At 63.6% G+C, this 20734-nt stretch carries 18 protein-coding genes; 6 read left to right on the forward strand and 12 right to left on the reverse strand.

The features are described 5' to 3' along the window. Positions 1-63: 63 nt before the first annotated feature. The 5 genes from P9230_RS06035 to P9230_RS06055 form a co-directional block, all read right to left on the reverse strand. Positions 64-444 carry a DCC1-like thiol-disulfide oxidoreductase family protein gene (locus tag P9230_RS06035; RefSeq protein ID WP_189413658.1) on the reverse strand — a complete coding sequence of 127 codons (381 nt, stop codon included), beginning with the start codon at positions 442-444 and terminating at the stop codon, positions 64-66. 67 nt (positions 445-511) lie between these two features. Then, positions 512-805 carry a GYD domain-containing protein gene (locus tag P9230_RS06040; protein ID WP_066994615.1) on the reverse strand — a complete coding sequence of 98 codons (294 nt, stop codon included), beginning with the start codon at positions 803-805 and terminating at the stop codon, positions 512-514. Positions 806-1008: 203 nt separating this feature from the next. Beyond that, on the reverse strand, positions 1009-3039 hold the full coding sequence (rpoD, locus tag P9230_RS06045) for an RNA polymerase sigma factor RpoD (protein WP_066994612.1): 2031 nt from the start codon (positions 3037-3039) through the stop codon (positions 1009-1011). Positions 3040-3461: 422 nt separating this feature from the next. Continuing rightward, positions 3462-5414, reverse strand: a complete 1953-nt coding sequence (gene dnaG, locus P9230_RS06050; protein ID WP_278117894.1) for a DNA primase — start codon at positions 5412-5414, stop codon at positions 3462-3464. 138 nt (positions 5415-5552) lie between these two features. Continuing rightward, complete coding sequence (locus P9230_RS06055; protein ID WP_278117896.1) at positions 5553-5915, reverse strand: RcnB family protein; 363 nt, start codon at positions 5913-5915, stop codon at positions 5553-5555. 362 nt (positions 5916-6277) lie between these two features. Between P9230_RS06055 and P9230_RS06060 the strand changes: the two genes are divergently transcribed. Continuing rightward, the gene (locus tag P9230_RS06060; RefSeq protein ID WP_067326785.1) at positions 6278-7942 is read left to right on the forward strand and encodes a Na/Pi cotransporter family protein; all 1665 of its coding nucleotides are present in this window, start codon (positions 6278-6280) and stop codon (positions 7940-7942) included. A 245-nt stretch (positions 7943-8187) separates the two neighbouring features. After that, positions 8188-9369 (forward strand): MFS transporter, encoded by a 1182-nt coding sequence (locus P9230_RS06065; RefSeq protein WP_278117898.1) that lies wholly within the window; start codon positions 8188-8190, stop codon positions 9367-9369. A 25-nt stretch (positions 9370-9394) separates the two neighbouring features. Here P9230_RS06065 and P9230_RS06070 read toward each other — a convergent pair whose 3' ends face one another. After that, positions 9395-10771 (reverse strand): PLP-dependent aminotransferase family protein, encoded by a 1377-nt coding sequence (locus P9230_RS06070; RefSeq protein WP_278117900.1) that lies wholly within the window; start codon positions 10769-10771, stop codon positions 9395-9397. Between the two features lie 105 nt (positions 10772-10876). Between P9230_RS06070 and P9230_RS06075 the strand changes: the two genes are divergently transcribed. Next, positions 10877-11266 (forward strand): DUF983 domain-containing protein, encoded by a 390-nt coding sequence (locus tag P9230_RS06075; RefSeq protein ID WP_245322256.1) that lies wholly within the window; start codon positions 10877-10879, stop codon positions 11264-11266. A 27-nt stretch (positions 11267-11293) separates the two neighbouring features. Here the strand turns inward: P9230_RS06075 and P9230_RS06080 are convergent, their stop codons facing one another. After that, entirely contained in the window at positions 11294-11851 is a 558-nt protein-coding gene (locus P9230_RS06080) for a GNAT family N-acetyltransferase (RefSeq protein WP_278117902.1), read from the reverse strand. A gap of 51 nt (positions 11852-11902) precedes the next feature. Then, the gene (locus P9230_RS06085; RefSeq protein ID WP_278117904.1) at positions 11903-12613 is read right to left on the reverse strand and encodes a DNA helicase; all 711 of its coding nucleotides are present in this window, start codon (positions 12611-12613) and stop codon (positions 11903-11905) included. A gap of 292 nt (positions 12614-12905) precedes the next feature. Between P9230_RS06085 and P9230_RS06090 the strand changes: the two genes are divergently transcribed. Further along, complete coding sequence (locus P9230_RS06090) at positions 12906-13895, forward strand: hypothetical protein (RefSeq protein ID WP_127245932.1); 990 nt, start codon at positions 12906-12908, stop codon at positions 13893-13895. 9 nt (positions 13896-13904) lie between these two features. Here P9230_RS06090 and P9230_RS06095 read toward each other — a convergent pair whose 3' ends face one another. Continuing rightward, positions 13905-14354, reverse strand: coding sequence for a GatB/YqeY domain-containing protein (locus P9230_RS06095; RefSeq protein ID WP_067326768.1), 450 nt, complete (start codon positions 14352-14354; stop codon positions 13905-13907). Between the two features lie 269 nt (positions 14355-14623). On the opposite strand from P9230_RS06095, the gene carA reads away from it, so the two are divergent. Next, the gene (carA, locus tag P9230_RS06100) at positions 14624-15826 is read left to right on the forward strand and encodes a glutamine-hydrolyzing carbamoyl-phosphate synthase small subunit (protein WP_278117908.1); all 1203 of its coding nucleotides are present in this window, start codon (positions 14624-14626) and stop codon (positions 15824-15826) included. 180 nt (positions 15827-16006) lie between these two features. On the opposite strand, the gene P9230_RS06105 is transcribed toward carA, so the two are convergent. From P9230_RS06105 to mntR, 3 genes are all read right to left on the reverse strand, one after another. After that, positions 16007-17275 carry a TCR/Tet family MFS transporter gene (locus P9230_RS06105; protein ID WP_095801616.1) on the reverse strand — a complete coding sequence of 423 codons (1269 nt, stop codon included), beginning with the start codon at positions 17273-17275 and terminating at the stop codon, positions 16007-16009. 144 nt (positions 17276-17419) lie between these two features. Continuing rightward, positions 17420-18337: a neutral zinc metallopeptidase gene (locus tag P9230_RS06110; RefSeq protein WP_067326758.1), complete on the reverse strand. Its 918-nt coding sequence runs from the start codon at positions 18335-18337 to the stop codon at positions 17420-17422. 367 nt (positions 18338-18704) lie between these two features. Beyond that, a complete protein-coding gene (gene mntR / locus P9230_RS06115) occupies positions 18705-19157 on the reverse strand; it encodes a manganese-binding transcriptional regulator MntR (protein WP_066994948.1) in 453 nt (150 codons plus the stop codon). A 227-nt stretch (positions 19158-19384) separates the two neighbouring features. Between mntR and P9230_RS06120 the strand changes: the two genes are divergently transcribed. Further along, positions 19385-20734 carry an Nramp family divalent metal transporter gene (locus P9230_RS06120; RefSeq protein WP_278117910.1) on the forward strand — a complete coding sequence of 450 codons (1350 nt, stop codon included), beginning with the start codon at positions 19385-19387 and terminating at the stop codon, positions 20732-20734.

Here is a 20734-nt window from a genome sequence, read left to right on the forward strand (position 1 = left end):
TCTTGGTTGACGCAAGGCGAACTGCGAGGCGGTCGAATGCGCAGCGATCGCCGCGAAAACAGCCTACCAGCGGCCTTTGCGGCGGTTCCAGGCGTAGAGAAGATCGGCAAACCGATCATAGACAAAGCGCGTCAGCCGCAGCACGACCGAATTGCCGAACAGGGTGGCGAGCCATCCCTCGCCAGGCGTGAGCCGCCAGACGGCGATCGCCACATCGGCACCGACCAGCAGCTTGCCCTCGGCATCGGTCGCATGCAGCCGCCGGCGGACATCCTCGAGCGAGGCGCCGAAGGCTGAAAGCGCTTGCGGTTCGAAATTAATGTCGCGGAATTCGACGCGGCCGGACTTGACCGCTTCAATCAGCCGCCGTTTCTGGCGGTTGATGCCGGCATCGCAGACCGGGCAGCGTGTGTTGTACCAGACAGTCAGCAACGGCTCAGGCATCGCGCGACTATCGGCGACCGAGCGCGGCACCGCAACATCAGCATCGAGCCGGGCTGTTTCCGGCGCTCTACCCCAGCGAACTGATGATCTCGCGGTAGGCGAATTCCGGAAACGCCTTCATCGTCCGCGTCCTGACATTGCCGCCCGACGACAACATAAGCGCGAAACGGGCAAGCACGGCATCGTCCGGCGCTTCGACAATGGCGACCATGTCGCATTCGCCCATCGTCAGATAGAATGCCTTGAACGATCCGCCCATTTCACCGAGCAGCTTCTTGGCGGCATCGAGCCGCTTCGGCGACTCCCGCACGTTCTTGGCGCCCAATTCGGTCCAGTTGATAAGCACGATGTAGGTTGTCATGGCACACCTCCCACCGGGAGCCACGGAGCGCGACGCCTGGCAGTTGCGACCGGCGTCCGGGGCGGGCATCCGGCTTGTCGCCCACAAATGCATCCGACCCTGAAATTATCCTCCTGTTGAGCAAGCCCGGCAAGGCGGCATAACAAATAGGTGGAAATGAAAAAGGGCGCCGAGGCGCCCTTTTTCGTATGTTGCGTTTCCGCTCAGCTGTCCAGGAAGCTTCTCAGCTTCCGCGAGCGGCTCGGGTGCTTGAGCTTGCGCAGCGCCTTGGCCTCGATCTGACGGATACGCTCGCGCGTCACCGAGAACTGCTGGCCGACCTCTTCCAGCGTGTGGTCGGTGTTCATGCCGATGCCGAAGCGCATGCGCAGAACACGCTCCTCGCGCGGAGTGAGCGAAGCCAGCACGCGCGTGGTCGTCTCGCGCAGATTGGCTTGGATCGCCGCGTCGATCGGCAGGATCGCCATCTTGTCCTCGATGAAGTCGCCGAGATGCGAATCCTCCTCGTCGCCGACCGGCGTTTCGAGCGAGATCGGCTCCTTGGCGATCTTCAGCACCTTGCGCACTTTTTCGAGCGGCATTGCGAGCTTCTCGGCCAGTTCCTCCGGCGTCGGCTCGCGGCCGATCTCATGCAGCATCTGGCGCGAGGTACGCACGATCTTGTTGATCGTCTCGATCATGTGCACCGGAATGCGAATGGTGCGCGCCTGATCGGCGATCGAGCGGGTGATCGCCTGCCGGATCCACCATGTCGCGTAGGTCGAGAACTTGTAGCCGCGGCGATACTCGAATTTGTCGACTGCCTTCATCAGGCCGATATTGCCTTCCTGGATCAGGTCCAGGAACTGTAGGCCGCGATTGGTGTATTTCTTGGCGATGGAGATGACGAGCCGAAGGTTCGCTTCCACCATTTCCTTCTTGGCGATCGCGGCCTCGCGCTCGCCCTTCTGCACCTGGTTGACGATCCTGCGGAATTCCAGAATCGAGATCGCCGTCTCGGTGGCGAGGTTCTGGATCTCGGCGCGCAGTTCCTTGATCGCGTCCTTCTCGTTCTTTGTGAATTCCTTCCAGCCGCGCGAGGTGAGATTCGCGATCGAGCGGGTCCAGTTCGGATCGAGCTCCGAGCCCTGATACTCCTTGAGGAACTCCTCGCGGCGCACGCCGTAGCTTTCGGCGAGCCGAAGCAGCTTGCCCTCGTTCTGCACCAGGCGCTTGTTGATGTCGTAGAGCTGCTCGACCAGCGCTTCGATGCGCGCGGTGTTGAGCGACAGCGACTTCACCGCCTTGATGAGTTGCTCCTTGAGCTCCTTCAGCCGGCGATCCTGGCTGGGCGAAAGCGTGCCGGCAGCCGCCAGCCGGTTCTCGACCTGCTGGTCCTGCAGCTTGCGAAGCTTCTTGTAAGTGTCGGCGATGACGTCGAGCGTCTCCATCACCTGCGGGCGCAGTTCCGCTTCCATCGCGGCCAGCGACAGGCTTGCCTCGTCCTCGTCGTCTTCCTCTTCTTCCAGCCCGCGCGTGTCGCCGCCAACATTGGTGATGTCGTCTTCTTCCTCGCGCGCCGCCGAGCGGCCGCGCGGCTTCTCTTCGGCCTTGGGCGCTTCCTCTACGCGTTCGACAACCGGCGCCTGCTTGGCCTCGGGGCCGGCATAAGTCGCCTCGAGGTCGATGATCTCGCGCAGCAGGATCTTCGATTCGTTGAGCTCGTCGCGCCAGATGATGATCGCCTGGAAGGTGAGCGGGCTCTCGCACAGGCCCGCAATCATCGTCTCGCGGCCGGCCTCGATGCGCTTGGCGATCGCGATTTCGCCCTCGCGCGACAGAAGCTCGACCGAGCCCATCTCGCGCAGATACATGCGCACCGGATCGTCGGTGCGGTCGGTCGGCTCTTTCTTGGTGGTCGTGGTGGCAACGGCGGTGCCGGTCTGCTCGGCAAGCTCGTTGGCGTCTTCCTCGGAGTCGGCGCCCGCGTCGCCGCCTTCCGCCTCCTCGCCCTGCTCGTCGTCCTCGACGACGTTGATGCCCATGTCGGACAGCATGGCCATCGTGTCCTCGATCTGCTCGGATGTCACTTCCTCCGAGGGCAGCACCGAGTTCAGTTCGTCCATGGTCACATAGCCGCGCTTCTTGGCGGCCTTGATCATCTTCTTGACAGCATCATCGGAAAGGTCGAGCAGCGGGCCATCGGTGGCGCCTTCACGTTCGGTCTCGACCTCTTCCTTTTCCTTTGTCGCCATTCTTTGTCGTCTCCAAGCGGCCGAATATCGAAGCCGCGTAAACTGCCGGACCGGTCAAACCGGATGCGCCCGCCCCAGAACGCTTCTTACCGGGCCAGTGACCGCATCATCTCTTTTGTTTGCTGCCTGTCGTTGCCCCAAAACCGGTTCCACTTTTGGGCGACATGCATTAAGTCCAGATTAACCCTGGTATCTGTGGCAGGCCTTTTGCCTGTCCAGTCGCCAGAACCTTACATCGCTCAAAATTTCCCACCGACGCCGGGCACGGTTAACGTTTCGAATCGTCCTGATTCCGCCAATCTGCCAGAAGGTCAAGCGCCTCTGGCATGATTCGCATGAAAAAAGCGAATCAATTGCCCGACTTAGAGGCGTCGAATCGACGCGCCTTGAGCATTTCCACTTCATTTCGGGCCGACCTGGGCCTAAGCACGCCCAGCCCTGCCCGACGAAACGCCGAACCCTTCGATCAGCGCTTCCGTTGCCTGTACATCGTTGAATTGCGCTTGAATCTCGACGAGATGCCGGAAGTTTTCGTCCGACGGGTCTGCATCGAGCGCCGCCTGCGCCTGTTTCAGCTCCCTATGTAAGGTGCGCGCGCTGCGCTGCAAGTGCAGCGCTTGGTTGAAGGCGTCCCGGGCATCGTCAAGTCCCGCGGTTTCGAGCGCCGGCCACTGCCGCGCCCGCTTGATCAGCGCCACCGCGCGTTCCCAGATGTCGCCGCATCCGGCGCGCTCGATGGTGGCGATGACTGCGTCGCGGTCGTCGGCCGCGTCATGCGCCATCGCGTCGAGGATGGCTGCATGCAGCCGCCTGAGATCCGAATTGGCAAGATCGAGGAATTCGACATGCGCGAAATTCTCGTCGATCAGCGGCGGATGGTTTACCAGCGCCACGATGATCGTCGCCTCGCGTACCGACATGGCCTCGCCCGTGCGCTTGACCAGCGCCGAGCGGCCGAGGCTTTCGGTGATGGCGGTGCGCGCGCCCGCAGCGCTCCGGCCAAACGCCCCGCCTGGCGCCGAACCTCTGCCGCGCTCGCCTGGCCGGCCGTCCTGGCGTCCCCCGTGTAGGCCTTGCCGCGCGCCGCGCTGCGAGCCGAAGAAGCTTAGGACGCGCTCGCGCATCTCCTGCTGATAGTGGTAGCGCAGGCTTTCGTCGCGGATGCGGCCGGTAAGCTCGCGCAGCGTCTTCTCGAGCTCCGCCCGCCGCTCCGGCGTGTCGAAGACGCCGCCCGCCGTCTCGCGCATCCACAAAAGGTCGACCAGCGGCCGCGCATCGGCAAGCACGGCGCGGAACGCGTCCGGCCCCTCGGCCTTGACCAGATCGTCCGGATCCTTGCCTTCCGGCAGCAGCGCGAAGCGTGCCGAGCGCCCGGCCTGCACGGACGGCAGCGCGAGATCGGCGGCGCGCCAGGCGGCCTTCAACCCGGCCTGGTCGCCGTCGAAGCACAGCACCGGCTCCGGCGCCATGCGCCACAAAAGCTCGAGCTGGTTTTCGGTGAGCGCCGTGCCGAGAGGCGCCACGGCATTCTCGAAGCCGGCCTGTGCCAGCGCGATCACATCCATATAGCCTTCGACGGCGATCACCGTGCCGCCCTTGGCCACCGCTTTGCGGGCGCGGGCGAAATTGTAGAGCACGTTGCCCTTGTGGAAGAGCTCGGTCTCCGGCGAGTTCATGTATTTCGCCAAAGCGTCCGGCGCCAGCGCCCGACCGCCGAAGGCGATGATCCTGCCGCGCGAATCCGGGATCGGGAACATGATGCGGTCGCGGAACCAGTCATAGGAGACCGGGATGTCGTCGCCATGCCGGACCAGTCCGCAGGCTTCGATATCGGCCTTCGGCACCCCCTTGGCGGCGAGGTATTCCTTGAGCGCGTTGCGGCTGTCCGGCGCATAGCCGAGCCGGAAGGACTGCTGCGTCGCCGGCGTCAGACCGCGGTCGCGCAGATAGGCGCGGGCCTTGGCGCCTTCCGGTCCCTGCAGGCGCTCCTGGAAGAAGACCGTCGCCATCTCCATGACGTCGGTCAGGCTGGCGCGTTCCTTCTCGCGCTTTTCTTCTTGGGCGTCGCGCACCGGCATCGGCACGCCGGCCATCTCTGCGATCCTTTCGACCGCTTCGGGAAAGCTCATGCCGTCGAGCTCGGTCAGGAACTTGAAATGATCACCCGAGACCGAACAGCCGAAACAGTGATAGCGCCCCTTCTTGTCCTCGCAGTGGAACGACGGGCTCTTTTCGCCGTGAAACGGGCAGCACGCCCAATAATCGCCGCGCGATGCGTTGGACTTCTTCCTATCCCAGGAAACGCGTTGACCGATCACCGAAGAAATCGGCACGCGGTCGCGTATCTCGTCGAGGAAGGCGGGTGGAAAGCGCATCGGGAAAGGCTCGTTTACCCTCCATATAATCAAGCCGCTTGGGCGCGACGACTCGATAAGCCCGATCGTACCCGCTTTTCACAGACAAAAAGAAGGCGGCCGCGCAGCCGCCTTCCCGTCTTTCGGACCATTCCCCGCTCAGTGCGCGGCGATCGCGCCGAAGACGATACCGGAGACGATGCTGACCAAAAGGTAGTCGTTGCCGACGCGAATCCACTCCTGGCCGGGGCCGGGACGGCGCAGCCCATAACGGTGCCAGTCGCGAACCGCCTGATGGCGCTTCCAGCTGGAATACTTCTGCCCATTGCGCCAATGGCTGCGCTTCACCACGACCTTCTTCTTCAAGACGCGCTTCTCGACATGCCGGCCCGGCTTCTGCCAGTCGACCTGTGTGTAGGTCGATTGCGTCTCGCTCGGCTGAACGAGCGGCGCCGCCTGGCCCGAAAAGGCCGAAGCGGTCAGCATCGCGGCGGTCACGGTGGAAAGTATGAGACGCTTCATGGTCAGTGCTCCTTGGTTGTCGATAGGCAAGGAGATATTCCGGCTGGCATGAACCGAAACTGAACACCTTGGTTACAATTCCGTAATGATTTCCGTTGGTTACGCAAGCAGCTTCACCAATTTACAGAAACCGGTTCAAGCCCAGGCTTCGCGTCGACGCGACATTTGCCGCCTGTCCGACCGCGATCTGCAACCAAAGCACCTTCTATCCATTTCCGACACACGCCGTCGTGTGCCGAATGTCGGCCGAATCGGGTAAAATTTATTATCCGGCTAATGTAAATTGCTTTAGTCTCGACCTTCGAAATGCTTGCGATTCGCACCTTTTTCCGCTTCCTGGCCGCCTCGTTGCGAGGCTCGGCATGAGCGGATCCGTTGTCCTTCTGCACCTTGCCGGCGCAGTGGCGCTGATGCTGTTCGCCACCCGCATGGTAAAAACCGGTGTCGAGCGCGCCTATGGCGATGTGCTGCGTCACAGGCTGCGCGCCACCATGCGCAAGCCGCTGATGGCGGTGCTGGCCGGCTGTGGCCTCGCGATCGCGCTGCAGAGTTCAACCGCCGTCACGCTGCTGGTCGGCTCCTTCGCCGGCGCCGGCATCGTGTCGGGCGCCGCCGGGCAGCTTGCCGTGCGCGGCGCCGAGATCGGCTCGGCCTTGGTCGCGAAGCTTCTTACCTTTGATCTGTCGCTCGTGGTGCCGTTGTGCCTGGTCGCAGGAACCATCATGTTCATGGCCACCGAGCGCCGCGATTGGCGTCAGACCGGCCGCATCCTTGTCGGCATCGGCCTTCTGATCCTGTCGCTGGAGATGATCGGCCAAGCTTCCGAGCCGTTGCGCGACAGCCAGCTCATGCCGGTCATCATCGACTACTTCTCCGGCGATGCGATCAGCTCCTACCTGCTGGCGGCACTGATCACCTGGCTGTTCCAGTCGAGCATCGCGGCGGTCCTGCTCATGGCCACGCTCGCCGGCCGGGGTTTGATCACTCCGGAGCTCGGCGTCGTCCTGATCCTGGGCGTCAATCTCGGTTCCTCGATCATCGCGCCGATGCTCACCCGCTCGGCAGCGGCGGAAGTCCGCATCGTGCCGATCGGCAATCTTCTGATGCGCGGGCTTGGCTCGCTCGTGATGCTGATCCTGTTCATGATTTTCAGGCCGCACTTCTCCTTCCTCGGCACGACGGCCTCCGGCCAGATCGTCAACGCCCACATCCTGTTCAACGTGATCATCCTGCTTGCCGGGCTGCCACTCGCCGGCCTCGTCTATCGCGCTTCGGAGAAGATCGTGGCGCTCGGCACTAAGCCCGAACCGACGGCAGCGCTCGACGTGGTCGAACTGTCGGCGCTGAACGAGAGCGCGCTCGACACGCCAAGCCAGGCCCTGGCCAACGCCACGCGCGAGGTGGTACGGGTCTGCGAGACGGTCGAGATCATGCTGAAGCGGATCATCGAGCTCTATGAAAGCGCCGACGCCGGCAAGATCAAGGCGCTGGCCGCGCTCGACGACCGGGTCGACCAGAAGCACGCCGCGATCAAGCTCTATCTGGCCAAGGTCACCAAGAACCCCCTGAGCGAGGACGAGGCGCTGCGCTGCCAGGAACTGATCGGCGCCTGCGTCAAGCTGGAGCAGGTCGGCGACATCATCGTGCGCAACATGCTTGTGCATGTCAGGAAGAAGCTGGAGCGCGGGCTGGAATTCACGCCCGAGGGCTGGCGCGAGCTTTGCGCTTTCCATGCCTCGGTTCTGGCCAATGCGCGGCTTGCCTTCAACGTGCTGGTCTCGCGCGACCCGGAAACCGCCCGCCAGTTGGTGCTCGAGAAGGACCTGCTGCGCGAGCGCGAGAAAGAGACCAGCGCCAGCCACTTCGTGCGGCTGCGCGACGGGACCGCCAAAAGCGTCGAGACTAGTTCGATCCATCTCGACACCATCCGCGACCTCAAGCAGATCAATTCGCTGCTCGCCTCCATGGCCTACCCGGTGCTGGAGGAGCGCGGGCTGCTCGGCGGCTCGCGGCTGAAGGCGAGCTAGCATCGACCGACCGGCCCGCACAAAATTAGCCTTTGCTGATCCTCGCCGTCGGCTAGGTGACGATGAGATTGACAGACGGCTCGGACTGGGCGTCCTCACGGCACGAAGAGGGCCTTGTGCTCGTTTAGGCGGGACCACTGCCCAACCCGGTCGAGAAAACCTAAAGCGGTATCGACAATTTCTGCATTGCCCGCAGCGTCCATCCATGGTTTGAGGCCAGCTCATTCAGGATCGCTGTCCGCGCCATGCTGCCCCTCATTGCCCTGTTCATTGCCGCCTTCGCTTTCGGCACGACTGAGTTCGTCATCGCCGGCGTGCTGCCGGAGGTAGCGCAGGGTCTGGGTGTTTCCGTGCCCACCGCCGGCTATCTCGTCTCCGGCTATGCCTGCGGCATCGCCATTGGTGGTCCGCTCCTGGCGCTCGCAACCAGCAGGGTCTCGCGAAAGTCGCTGCTCATCGCCCTGACCATTGCCTTCACTCTTGGCCAGGCCACATGCGCGCTGGCGCCCGATTTCACCTCGATGCTTCTCCTGCGCATTGCCACTGCAGTGGCGCATGGCTGCTATTTCGGCGTCGCCATGGTGGTCGCGGTCGGCCTGGTGTGCGAGGACCAGCGCGGCCGGGCGGTCGCGGTCATCCTCTCTGGATTGACCGTCTCCAATGTTATCGGCGTTCCGGCCGGCACCGCGATCGGCGGTCTCTGGGGCTGGCGGGCGACCTTCTGGGTGATGTGCGCGCTGGGCGTCATCGCGATCGTTGCCATGCTTGCGCTGCTGCCCCGCACGGCAGGCGCCGCCAACCGGCCCGCCGGCCTCGCGCGCGAGGTGCGCGTGTTGGGGCGCCAGCAGGTCTGGACCTCGCTCATCCTGATGCTGATGTTGATGATCGGCCAGTTCGGCCTCTTCACCTACATCACGCCGACGCTGCTCGAAGTCACCGGCCTCCACGAAAGCCTGATCCCGTTTGTGCTGCTGCTCAACGGCGTCGGCGCGACGATCGGCGTTCTCTTGGGCGGCAAGCTTGCCGACTGGAAGCTGATGCCGTCGCTGATCGCCATGCTTTTCCTGCAGGCGGTAATGCTTGGCGTCATCTATGCGGTCAGTCCCTACCCGGTGCCGATGATCGTCGCGATCGTCATATGGGGCGGCCTCAACTTCGCCATCGGCGCGCCGATCCAGACCCGGATCCTGGCCTGGACGGCAGACGCCTCGAACCTTGCCTCGTCGCTGATTCCCTCGGGCTTCAATGTCGGCATCGCGCTCGCCGCCTCGCTGGGCGCTGCGATGCTCAATGCCGGTCTTGGCTATCGCAGCCTGCCGGTCGCCGGCGCGTTTGCCATGCTGGTGGCCCTGGCGGTCGCGCTTGCCTCGCAGGCTTGGGAATGGCGCAGCCGGGCGACGCCGCCGTTGCCGGCTGCGGCGGAATAGAGCCTTGGCGTGCCGCTCTGCCGCCTCAGACCTGAGGACGCAAGGAGCCAGAGCCGCCCGACAGGATCGACATCAAACCGTGAAGCCCCTCCTCCAGCCTTTCGTGGCTGGATGCGGCACCCAACGCCAGCCGCAAGCCATCAGCGGCACTGGGCACGACGGAGAACTCTTCCGCCGGGCTGAGGGCCAATCCGCGACGGCGTGCGATCTCGGCGATATCCGATGAACGCAATCGCGCATCCAGCGGATACCAAAGATGCAGGCTTGATTCCGTCGAGGCGAAACCGGCCGGCAGGATCTTGCGCGCGATCGTCTGCCTGGCCTCTGCTTCGGCACGCACCGCGGCGGTGATCTCGCCGGCCAGGCCGCTTCGCACCCACTCGCAGGCGAGCCCCGTCATCAGCGGCGGCGCCATCATGGTGGTGCCCCGGATTGTCGCCGCGATCCGCTCGACGGATTTCGCGTCGGGCGCCGCCAGGAACGCCGTGCGCAGAAATGGCGAGATGCATTTCGCCAATGTAGCCAGGTGGAATGTCCGGTCCGGCGCCAGGCTGAGGAAGGCTGGCGGTGAAGCGGTCTGCAGGGGACTGTAGGGATCGTCCTCGACGATCACCAGGCCAAGCCTGCCCGCCATCCGAGCCAGATCCCGGCGCCGGCCCTCCGGCATGGTGAGCGTGGTCGGATTGTGAAGTGTCGGGTTGAGATAGAGGACGCGGGCGCCATATCGTCGCGCCGCTTCCTCCAGATGGTCGGGGCGCATGCCGTCATCGTCGCGTCCCGCCCCAGCCAGCTTTCGCCCCGTGGCCTGCGCCAGCGCGATCAGGCCGGGATAGGTCAGCGTATCGGTGAGGATCGTATCGCCCTCACGGGTTTGCGACAGAAGGACGGCGGCGAGCAGCGCCTGCGCCCCCGAACCAAGAGCCACGCGCTCGACAGGCAACCTGCCGCCGGCTGCGGCAAGCCAATACGAGCCGGCGGCGCGTTCCGCGGGAGAACCCGGGCCGGGATGGTAGGAAAGCAGTGCTTCGGCGCTGAAACGTTTGAGCAGTCCCTCGATGCCGCTCCGGATCAATGCCGGCAGGCTCAGGCCCGAAGGCGCCGGCGGAATGTTCATGCTCAGATCGAGGATCGGCTCTTCCGGCTCGCCGGGCGTGATGAAGGTGCCGCGACCGGCCGTTGCATCGATCAGGTTCCTGCGGCGGGCTTCGGTGAACGCCCGGGTGACCGTGGTCAGATCCACGCCAAGGAAGCGGGCAAGCTCTCGCTGCGGCGGCAGCCTGTCCCCCGGTTGCAGCCGCCCGATCGAGCGGGCAGTCGCAAGCGCCTCGACGATCTTGAGATAGAGCGGCTGTGAGTCTTCCGCCAAGGGAGAAAGCCAGCTGAGGTCCCCTTCACTGTTCATGCCACCGGTATCCATACATTTTGTCGCATTGTATGCATACAATAATCATATTAGTATATATGCGTGACCTCAAGGCCGATCGAATGCATGCGAGGTCCTGGAGTGATGACCATGCACGACGCGCACTATCCCCACCTCGAACCCTGGCGGGTCGGCATCCGCGGGCGATGCCCGCGTTGCGGAGAGGGCCGGCTGTTCGACGGATTTCTGAAGCTGGCGCCGAAATGCGAAGTCTGCGGGCTCGACTATTCTTTTGCCGATCCGGCCGACGGACCCGCCTTCTTCGTCATCTGCTTTGCCTGCGTGCCCTCCGTCCTGTTCGCCGTCTGGGCGCAGGTGACGTTCGAGCCATCCATGTGGTTCCACGCCTTCGTTTCGGTGCCGATCATCCTTGCGACCTGCATTCCGCCGCTCAGGCCGCTGAAAGGCTGGCTTGTCGCGAGCCAGTTCTACTACAAGGCCGCAGAAGGAAGACTGGCCAGGCCCGGCGAATAAGGTTCTCAAGTTCGCTTGCCTTGAGACCTAAAGGTCGATCCGGTACTTGAGGCTCTCCGCGCCACCATAGGCGGCGACTTTGGCGAACCGCCCGACGAGAATGCCGCCATTGGCGAGCACCACCTTCTGGGATGCAAGATTGTCGAGATCGGTGGTGATCTCGACATAGTCGAGACCGACCGTCCTTGCCTCGTGAAGCATCAGCCGCAGCGCTTCGGTGGCATAGCCGCGCCCCTTCTTCCATGGCATCACGGCATAGCCGATGTGGCCGAGCACGTGCGGCGGCAGCGCCGACGTGCCCTTCTGCCAGCGAAGCCCGATCGAGCCGGCGGCCTCGCCGTCCCAGATCCAGCGCCGGAAGCCCGGCAGGCGTGGCACCATTGTGCCGTCCGGCAGCGCGATCGGCGGCCCTTTCGCCTCGGGGTCGTCCAGGTCGGCGAGAAATGCCACCGGATCTTCTTCAATGGCCTCAAGCTGCTCGCGCGTAGCCTCCAGCAGCCGCACATTGTCCGGCGACCAGCCGCGCTCCAGCGCCGCCTTGTAGGATGGCAGATGCTCGAGCGCCGGTTTGACGATTTCGACCATGAAGCCGTGTCCTTTGCGAGATCGGAGGCATAGCCCCGGTCAGGATCGCCCTCAAGCTGACTGAAAGCGGATTTCGCCCTTGTTGAGGAAGCACATCTTGTCGAAGAGCGATAAATCGAGTGGGTTCGGCAGCCGGACATCGTCAAGGTCGGGAAACGGCTTCCTGGACGCATCGTATGACCGGTCGACCTGAGAGATGAAGACCAGCACCAGCCAGCGTTCCCGGGCAAACGATCTCAAGGCGCGTATCTGGACCATGAGCTCGGGATCCTCGCGCTTCTGGTCGAGCAGTTGCAGATAGTCGATCACCGCCAGCGTGCCGCGCGGCGCCGACCCCAACGCCTCGACGATGTAGGTGGCGCTGATGGCGTCGGAATTGTCGAACTCGAACAGATGGTCGAAAACGGCAGGGTCCACGCCGATGTCGCGGAACCGGTCGAGGATGTCGGCATGCATGTATTCCAGGGTGAAGAATACGGCGCGACTGCCCTGCTTCATGGCCGCCACGGCGAGTTCGAGGCTCATCAGCGACTTGCCCTGACCCGGCCGGGCCGCCACGAGGACCATGTCGCCGGGTATCAGTTGCGCCAGCAGCCTCCCGGCGGGTGCGGCCTCGGCGGCTTTCGCCGCAAGCAGGCTCCAGCTGCCAAAGCCTTCCTTGAAGGCCATGCGGTCAAGCGCCTCATGAAGGGGAACATTTTCCTTGCGCGACAGCAACCTCGCCTGGCGCTTCAGATGATAGACGGGTGCGGAAAGCCGCATCGAAAAACCTCCTATTGCGAGCAGTCTTCGCAATCCCTCCTTATGCCGATGCTCGAACAGTCGGTTTAGCGATCGAATGCCCTGCATGAACAATGCTTTCCCAACGGAGGGAGGAGGCGTGGGCGCGCCGGAATCAGATAGTAGCCAACTTCTTGCCTGTCGAAAATCGCAGATGCGCCAGCTTCGGCAGAGCGCACTAGACAAGAAGTGTTTCGCCCATCGGCGCTATGCTCTTATGATTGGCGCAGGTGATTCACCACAAGCGATACCAGTTCGAGGGGGGATTAATCCGGTGCGGTTGATATCTGTTCCGCTTGGTGCCGCCGTCCTCTTCGTCCTCGCCGCTCTGACGGCATCGGTCGGCTCGTTCGCGGCGTTGCGCCCATCGAACATTCCGGACTGGCTGCAGCGCCATGTCGGCGACAACGAAGGTCAGATCTCGCAGGTCGTGCTGGAGCGGGCGCGCGCCCTCTACCAGAAGAAGGTCAGTGAAGGTTCGGTCAGCAACCCCTGCTACTTCGCCATGGATGCAACGCGGCCCGGCGACCTGGGCAACAGTGTGCTTGGTCAACGCTACTATATCATCTGCGAGGCCAAGCAGCTCTTTCGAGCGGTTTCTTCGGGCCATGGCGGCGGCCGCAATCTCAAAGGCGTTGCCGATTTCTCCAATGGCAGGCGTTGCGCGAAAAACTTCGGCAACGCGATGGATTCGGAGCTGACGGCAGGCGGAGCCTACATGACCGCCGAGACCAAGACGTCCTTCAAGGGCTATTATCGCGTCGGTGCGCAGAACGCGGTGTTCATGCGTACCTTCATCCAGTTCGATGGCGAAGGCGAAGCGGCCAACGCCAGGCAGCGCGTGATCGGCGGCCATCCGGCAGCCTTGCTCAGGGGCATGTGCCTGCGCAAAGATCCGAACAGCTCCTACGCCGACCATGACGGCTTCGTCCCGTTCGGCAGGCTGGTGAATTATGCCGGCGGCCGCAGCAATGGCTGCACCAGCTGGTCGCCGGCCGATGCCGAGCAGATCATCCCGTTGGTGAAGAACAACCCGACCACGCTCTACATCTATCCTGAATCGCGCGACATCGCCGCTGTGGCGCGCGCCAAGGCCGCCGGCCAAGCGCTGTCGGCTGCGGGCGTCTATTGGAACGCATCCTGCCTGAAGGAAATCGGCTCTCCGAAGTTCTGGCCGAAGAAGACCCTCGAGCCGATCATCGCGCAGTACAAGAAGGACCATCCGGCGCCGCCGCCGCAGCCGGTGCCGATCTGCAAGAACTGAGCCGGTCTTCTACTGGAGCAGCCCCTTGATGATGGCGCTCGCCTTGGCGAAATCCATCTGGCCGGCATATTTCTGCTTCAGGGCGCCGATCACCTTGCCCATGTCCTTCTGGCTGGCGGCACCCGTCGCCGCGATCGCCTCGCGCGCCGCCGCCGTGATCGCCACATCGTCGAGCTGTGCCGGCAGGAACTCGCGGATGATCTCCATCTCGCCGCGCTCCTGCGCCGCCAGTTCCGGCCGCCTGCCGTCCTCGAAGGCTTTGGCCGATTCCTCGCGCTGCTTCACCATCTTGGAGAGGATCTGCAGGATCTCTTCCTCGCTCGCCGCCGGCTTGCCCGCGCCGCGATTGGCGATGTCGCGGTCGTGGATGGCGGCCTGGATCAGCCTGAGCGTCGGCAGCCGATGCTTGTCCTGCGCCTTCATCGCGCTCTTCATGGATTCGGCGATTTTCTCGCGCATGATGCTTCTCCTTCGATCGCGGCGGACAATAGCTTCGCCGGACGCTCAAGGCAAATCCAGGCAAACCGTTGATTTTGCTCGGCGAAATAAATCCATTCCGCTCGGAGGAAGCGTCATTGACCGCTTTGCCGCCATCCCCTATGTACTGAGCCTCGCATGAACTGAAACTTTGGTTGCGCGCAGGCTCGCGAATTCGCCGCCGCGCCTCGTTTGCTGCGCGGGTCGTCCCTCCAACGGGATGATCCGGAACAGCCTCTAGGAGTGCCGCCATGGCCACGACCGCCCCCTGGGCCACCGAAAAGCCGACCGCCCTTCTCGTGCTCGCCGACGGCACGGTGATCGAAGGCCGCGGCCTCGGCGCCACCGGATCGGCGGTCGCCGAAGTCTGCTTCAACACCGCCCTGACCGGCTACGAAGAGATCCTTACCGACCCCTCCTATGCCGGCCAGATCGTCACCTTCACCTTCCCGCATATCGGCAATGTCGGCACCAACAGCGAGGATATCGAGGATTTGCATCCAGCTGCCCGCGCGGGTGCCGTCGGCGCGATCTTCAAGGCCAATGTCACCGACCCCTCCAACTACCGGGCGGCCGGGCATCTCGACCAATGGTTGAAGAGGCGCGGCATCATCGCGCTCTCGGGGATCGACACTCGCGCTCTCACCGTGCTGATCCGCGAGAAAGGCATGCCCAACGCCGTGATCGCCCATGCACCGGATGGCGTTTTCGACCTCGACGACCTGAAGCGGCGCGCCGCCGCCTGGTCGGGCCTTATCGGGCTGGACCTCGCCAAGGAGGTCACCTCGGGCCAATCCTCGGTCTGGCGCGAGACGCCCTGGGCCTGGAACAAAGGCTTCGGCGAGCAGGACGAGTCGTCGCTGCATGTCGTGGCCATCGATTATGGCGTCAAGCGAAACATACTGCGCCTGCTTGCGGGCCTCGGCGCCAAGGTCACCGTCGTGCCGGCAAAAACCGGCGCGGAAGAGATCCTGGCCATGCAGCCGGACGGCATCTTCCTGTCCAACGGTCCCGGCGACCCGGAAGCGACGGGCAAATATGCCGTGCCGGTCATCCAGGACCTGCTGAAAAGCGATCTCCCGGTGTTCGGCATCTGCCTCGGCCACCAGATGCTGGCGCTGGCGCTCGGCGGCAAGACCGAGAAGATGCATCAGGGCCATCACGGCGCCAACCATCCGGTGAAGGACCACACAACCGGCAAGGTCGAGATCGTCTCGATGAACCATGGCTTCGCCGTCGACGCCGACTCGCTGCCCGAAGGCGTCGAGGAAACCCACGTCTCGCTGTTCGACGGCTCGAATTGCGGCATCGCGCTGACCGGCCGGCCGGTGTTCTCGGTCCAGCACCATCCCGAGGCCTCGCCCGGGCCGCAGGATTCGCACTATCTCTTCCGCCGCTTCGTCAATCTCATTCGCGAGCGGCGCGGCGAGCCGGCGCTGGCCGAGCGCGCCTAGCTCAAAGCGCCCAGTCCAAGGCGATTCGGGGTCAGGCGGAGCCGCGGTCGAAGACGGGCGCGAGGCGACCACACTGGGCGGGGTCCGAGAACCGGAGCGGACCGTACTTTTGGGTCGTGCGCACTGGAAGCGCAGGAAACAGTCATTTACAGGCCAGCACCACCTGAATATCAACACGCCTTAAGCCGCGTCGGTCACCGCTTCCTGCGCGTGCATGCGCTCGACCTCCTTCGGTGTCGGCTTGGCGACCTTCGTCACGAAGACGATCACCGCCAATGTCAGGAAAACCGCGCCGAGTACATAGGGCGCGCCGCCGAACTCAACCGGCGCGCTTGGGCCGGTGAACCAGGAAAAGATCGCCGTATAAAGCAGCGGCGTGATGATCGAGGTGATCGAGAAGATCGAGGTCATCGCGCCCTGCAATTCGCCTTGCGCCGAAGGCGGCACCTTGGCGGCCGCAAGGCTCCTCAATGGCGGGTCGGCGAGCGCTTCCAGGCAGCCGGCGACGATCACCGCGTAGATCATCCAGCCCTGCGTCGCAAACGCGTAGCCAAAGGCGCTGAGCGCGGTGAAGGTCAGGCCGATCGCCGCGGTCCTCCACTCGCCGAGCTTCGGGATGACACGCGGCAGCACCGTCGCCATGACGATCGCGCCGCATAGACCGAAGGCGCCGAGCGAGAAGCCGATCTGCTGCTCATTCCAGCCATAACGGTAGCTTGAAACGAAGGACCAGACCGCCGGATACATCATGTGGCCGAGCGTCATCAGGAAGAAGACCAGCCCGATCCAGCCTATGCCGGGATAGTTGCGCATCTGGATCAGCGTGCCAACCGGATTGGCACGTTTCCATTCGAAGCGGCGACGATGCTGCTCGTCCAGCGTCTCCGGCAGCAAGAACATCGCGATGAGGAAGTTCACGAAGGCGAGCCCGGCTGCGAAATAGAACGGCACGCGCGGCCCGAATGTGCCGAGCAGTCCGCCGAGCACCGGACCGATGACGAAGCCGACGCCGAAGGCAATGCCGAGCAGGCCGAAATTCTTGGCCCTGTTCTCGTCGTTCGAGATGTCGGCGATGAAGGCCGACGTCGTCGAATAGCTGGCGCCCGAAATGCCGGCGAGCACGCGTCCGATGAACAGCATCGGATAGGACCAGGCGATGGCGCAGATCAGATTATCGATGGAGAAGGTGAGCACCGAGGCAAGCAGGATCGGCCGCCGCCCGAAACGGTCGCTTAAGCCGCCGATGACAGGCGCGAAGAAGAACTGCATCGCCGCATAGACGAAGAACAGCCAGCCGCCCTCGATAGCCGCCTCGCTTACGCCGGCGCCGGTCAGCTCCTGAAGATAGGCCGGCAGCACCGGCATGATGATGCCGAAGCCGATGACGTCGAGCAGCAGCGTCGTGAAAACGAGCGCAAGGCCCCGCTTGGCGGTCTTGGGGTCGATCATGGTGACAAGCTCCTCGGCCGCCTTGCACGGGAGGCTCTTATAGGCGAGCCAGCCGGCCGGAACAATAAGCGAACGACCGCAACTGCCTCATCCTGACATCAGTTCCCGGCAGCCCGCCGCGGTGCCGCAGCCCTGCGTCGCTGTTCAGACCGGATTGTTGAATGTATCGCAGTCCGAAAGCTTGCCGCTCTTGTAGCCGCGCGCCAGCCAGGTCTGCCGCTGCGCCGACGTGCCGTGGTTGAAGCTTTCCGGAACCACATAGCCCTGCATTTTTTTCTGCAGCGTGTCGTCGCCGATCTGCTTGGCGGCATTCAGCGCGCTTTCCATGTCGCCCTGCTCCAGAATGCCCTTCTGCGCGGTATAGTGCGCCCAGACACCGGCGAAGCAGTCTGCCTGAAGCTCGACCCGGACCGACATCTGATTGGCCTCGGCCTCGCCCATGCCCTGCCGCATCTGGTTGAATTTCGACATGATGCCGGTGAGGTTCTGCACGTGATGGCCGACCTCATGCGCGATCACGTAGGCGCGGGCGAATTCACCCGAGGCGCCGAACTGCTGGTCGAGCTGCTGGAAGAAGGTCATGTCGAGATAGACCTTGTGATCGCCCGGGCAATAGAACGGTCCCGCCGCCGAAGAGGCAAAGCCGCAAGCCGACCGGATCTGGCTGCTGAACAGCACCAGTTTCGGGTCCTCGTAGGTGAGGCCATTGGCCTTGAAGATACCGCTCCATGTGTCCTCGGTCTCGGCGAGCACGGTCGCCACGAACTGTTTCATCTCGTCCGAGGCGGGCGCGCCGCTGTCCGGCGAACTGCTGTCTTCGGTAATCTGGCCGCCGCCGCCCGGCACAAGGCCACCACCTTCACCCAGGATCTGCGATGGATCGAAGCCGAAATACCATCCGGCGAGAACCACCAGAATGACGAAGATGATGCTGCCGCCGCCGCCCGCTCGCCCCCCGATCGGAACGCGGAACTGCCGCGGACCGCCACCGCCGAACCCGCCGCCGCTGTCGCTGCGCTCGTCCTCGATATTGTCGCTCTGACGGCGGCCTCTCCAAAGCATGGCAACTTCCTCGCAATGCAGATGTTCTGGAAGGTCCGGCCTAAGACCGCCCCCTTCAGACAATTATCGCAACGGTCACGCCGAGTCACAGCATTTTTGCTGACCAAAAGACCGCGCGTCCGGCTCCAGATGGGAGGAGAATTCAGAGCTTTTGTTTCGACCGGTTTCGGCCTCGGTCTTTGCGCTCGTCACGAGCCGCCGCCTGTCTCAACCCGTTGGCCGCTTGCTAGCCCTTCGTGGTCCGTGCCTGTTCAACGCCCGTCGCTTCCTCCCTTCCACGCGATCAGCGCGCAACGTCAGGAGCAACGTGCGTACCGTTCGGCGGTTCCAGCGACTCGTCGGTCGGGAAGTTTAACGCTGGCGGGGCTCAGCGTGTCGTCATCGCCCTGCGAAATGCATCCAGCGTCTCGGCGCTGACATGGTGCTCGATGCCCTCGGCATCGATCCGTGCCGTCTCGGCGCTGACACCGAGCGAGCGCAGGAAGGCTTCGACAGTCTCGTGACGGATGCGGCTCTCCTGCGCCACCTTGCGACCGGCGTCCGTGAGAAACACCCCGCGATAGGGTTTCCTGGACACCAGCCCATCGGCGCAGAGCCGTGTCAGCATTTTTGCCACGGTGGGTTGCGCGACGCCAAGCCTGGCCGCGATATCGACCTGACGGGCCTCGTTTCCGTCCTCGATCAGATCGGCGATCAGCTCGACATAGTCCTCGACAAGCGCGCTGCGGCGCGCTTCGCGGGTCTGCCTGAACCCTTCCGAATGGATTTCGGCATCAGGAAGCGGCTTTTCGCGTCGAACTGGTCTGTTCCTCAGCGCCAATACGCGCTCCTTCATGGCTGAATCGGCTCCGCACTCATAGCACGGACCGTAGTGCTCTGGCCGTTTATTTGCATTCCCGGGTCGGCGCAACCCGGCGTTTGCTGCTGCACGCGGCGCCTGTCGGCTTGCATCACAAGAGCTTGAACAATGAAGTATAGCCTGTTGCATAATGTTCAGCCTTAGCATACATAGTGGCGATCCTCGATACCCTTCCAGCGGACCCCCCGATGTCAGAAGCAGTGTCCCGTCCCTCGTGGCAATTTGCCCGCTCCGATGAGACTGAGCAGCCCAGTCTGCGCGAGGTCAATGCCTCGATCAGGGTGCCCGACACCGGTCTCTGGTTCCGCCGCCTGTTCGCCTTCATGGGTCCCGGCTATATGGTCTCGGTCGGCTATATGGACCCGGGCAACTGGGCGACAGACCTCGCCGGCGGCGCCCAGTTCGGCTACACGCTGCTTTTCATCATCATGCTGTCGAACCTGATGGCGATCCTGTTGCAGGCGCTGGCCGCCCGCCTCGGCATCGCCACCGGCCGCGACCTCGCGCAGGCCTGCCGCGCCTATTATCCGCGTCCGGTAAATTTCCTGCTCTGGATCGCCTGCGAACTGGCGATCATCGCCTGCGACCTCGCCGAGGTGATCGGCACGGCGATTGCGCTGCAGCTCCTGTTCGGCATCCCGCTGATCGGCGGCGCCGTCCTCACCGCGCTGGACGCCTTCCTTGTGCTGCTGCTCATGAACAGGGGCTTCCGTTATCTCGAGGCGTTCGTCGTCGCGCTCCTGATCATCATCTTTGGCTGCTTCGCCATCCAGATCTTCGTCGCCGCCCCGCCCGCCGGCACAATCCTGCATTCGATGTTCGTGCCGTCGTCCCAGATCGTCACCAACCCGACGATGCTCTACATCGCCATCGGCATCATCGGCGCCACCGTGATGCCGCACAATCTCTACCTGCACTCCTCGATCGTGCAGACCCGCGCCTATGACCGCACCGATGCCGGCAAGCGCGACGCCATCAAATGGGCGACCACGGACTCGACCATCGCGCTGATCCTGGCGCTGTTCGTCAACGCGTCCATCCTGATCGTCGCGGCCGTGGCCTTCCACGGCACCGGGCACCAGGATGTCGCCGAGATCGGTCAGGCTTTCGCATTGCTGTCGCCGCTGTTGGGCTTGAGCATCGCCTCGATCCTGTTCGCGGTCGCGCTGCTCGCCTCCGGGCTCAACTCGACGGTCACTGCCACGCTCGCCGGCCAGATCGTGATGGAAGGCTTCCTGCGTCTGCGCATTCCGCAATGGGCGCGCCGCCTGCTGACGCGCGGCCTTGCCATCGTCCCCGTCGTGATCGTCACCGCGCTCTACGGCGAAAAGGGCACGGCCCAGCTCCTGGTCTTCAGCCAGGTCATCCTGTCGATGCAGTTGCCCTTCGCCGTTGTGCCGCTGGTGCAGTTCGTCTCGGATAAGAAGAAGATGGGCAGTTTCGCCATCTCGCGCGGCGTCGCCGCACTCGCCTGGGTAGTCGCGGCGATCATCCTGGTGCTCAACTTCAAGCTGCTCTTCGACACTTTTGCCGGCTGA

Origin of the sequence: Mesorhizobium sp. WSM4887 (assembly GCF_029625865.1) — a bacterium.
Lineage (GTDB): Bacteria > Pseudomonadota > Alphaproteobacteria > Rhizobiales > Rhizobiaceae > Mesorhizobium.

Coding starts and splice junctions, on each gene's coding strand:
- P9230_RS06035 (WP_189413658.1), bottom strand. CDS start 444: ATGCCTGAGCCGTTGCTGACTGTCTGGTACAACACACGCTGCCCGGTC.
- P9230_RS06040 (WP_066994615.1), bottom strand. CDS start 805: ATGACAACCTACATCGTGCTTATCAACTGGACCGAATTGGGCGCCAAG.
- rpoD (WP_066994612.1), bottom strand. CDS start 3,039: ATGGCGACAAAGGAAAAGGAAGAGGTCGAGACCGAACGTGAAGGCGCC.
- dnaG (WP_278117894.1), bottom strand. CDS start 5,414: ATGCGCTTTCCACCCGCCTTCCTCGACGAGATACGCGACCGCGTGCCG.
- P9230_RS06055 (WP_278117896.1), bottom strand. CDS start 5,915: ATGAAGCGTCTCATACTTTCCACCGTGACCGCCGCGATGCTGACCGCT.
- P9230_RS06060 (WP_067326785.1), top strand. CDS start 6,278: ATGAGCGGATCCGTTGTCCTTCTGCACCTTGCCGGCGCAGTGGCGCTG.
- P9230_RS06065 (WP_278117898.1), top strand. CDS start 8,188: ATGCTGCCCCTCATTGCCCTGTTCATTGCCGCCTTCGCTTTCGGCACG.
- P9230_RS06070 (WP_278117900.1), bottom strand. CDS start 10,771: ATGAACAGTGAAGGGGACCTCAGCTGGCTTTCTCCCTTGGCGGAAGAC.
- P9230_RS06075 (WP_245322256.1), top strand. CDS start 10,877: ATGACCATGCACGACGCGCACTATCCCCACCTCGAACCCTGGCGGGTC.
- P9230_RS06080 (WP_278117902.1), bottom strand. CDS start 11,851: ATGGTCGAAATCGTCAAACCGGCGCTCGAGCATCTGCCATCCTACAAG.
- P9230_RS06085 (WP_278117904.1), bottom strand. CDS start 12,613: ATGCGGCTTTCCGCACCCGTCTATCATCTGAAGCGCCAGGCGAGGTTG.
- P9230_RS06095 (WP_067326768.1), bottom strand. CDS start 14,354: ATGCGCGAGAAAATCGCCGAATCCATGAAGAGCGCGATGAAGGCGCAG.
- carA (WP_278117908.1), top strand. CDS start 14,624: ATGGCCACGACCGCCCCCTGGGCCACCGAAAAGCCGACCGCCCTTCTC.
- P9230_RS06105 (WP_095801616.1), bottom strand. CDS start 17,275: ATGATCGACCCCAAGACCGCCAAGCGGGGCCTTGCGCTCGTTTTCACG.
- P9230_RS06110 (WP_067326758.1), bottom strand. CDS start 18,337: ATGCTTTGGAGAGGCCGCCGTCAGAGCGACAATATCGAGGACGAGCGC.
- P9230_RS06120 (WP_278117910.1), top strand. CDS start 19,385: ATGTCAGAAGCAGTGTCCCGTCCCTCGTGGCAATTTGCCCGCTCCGAT.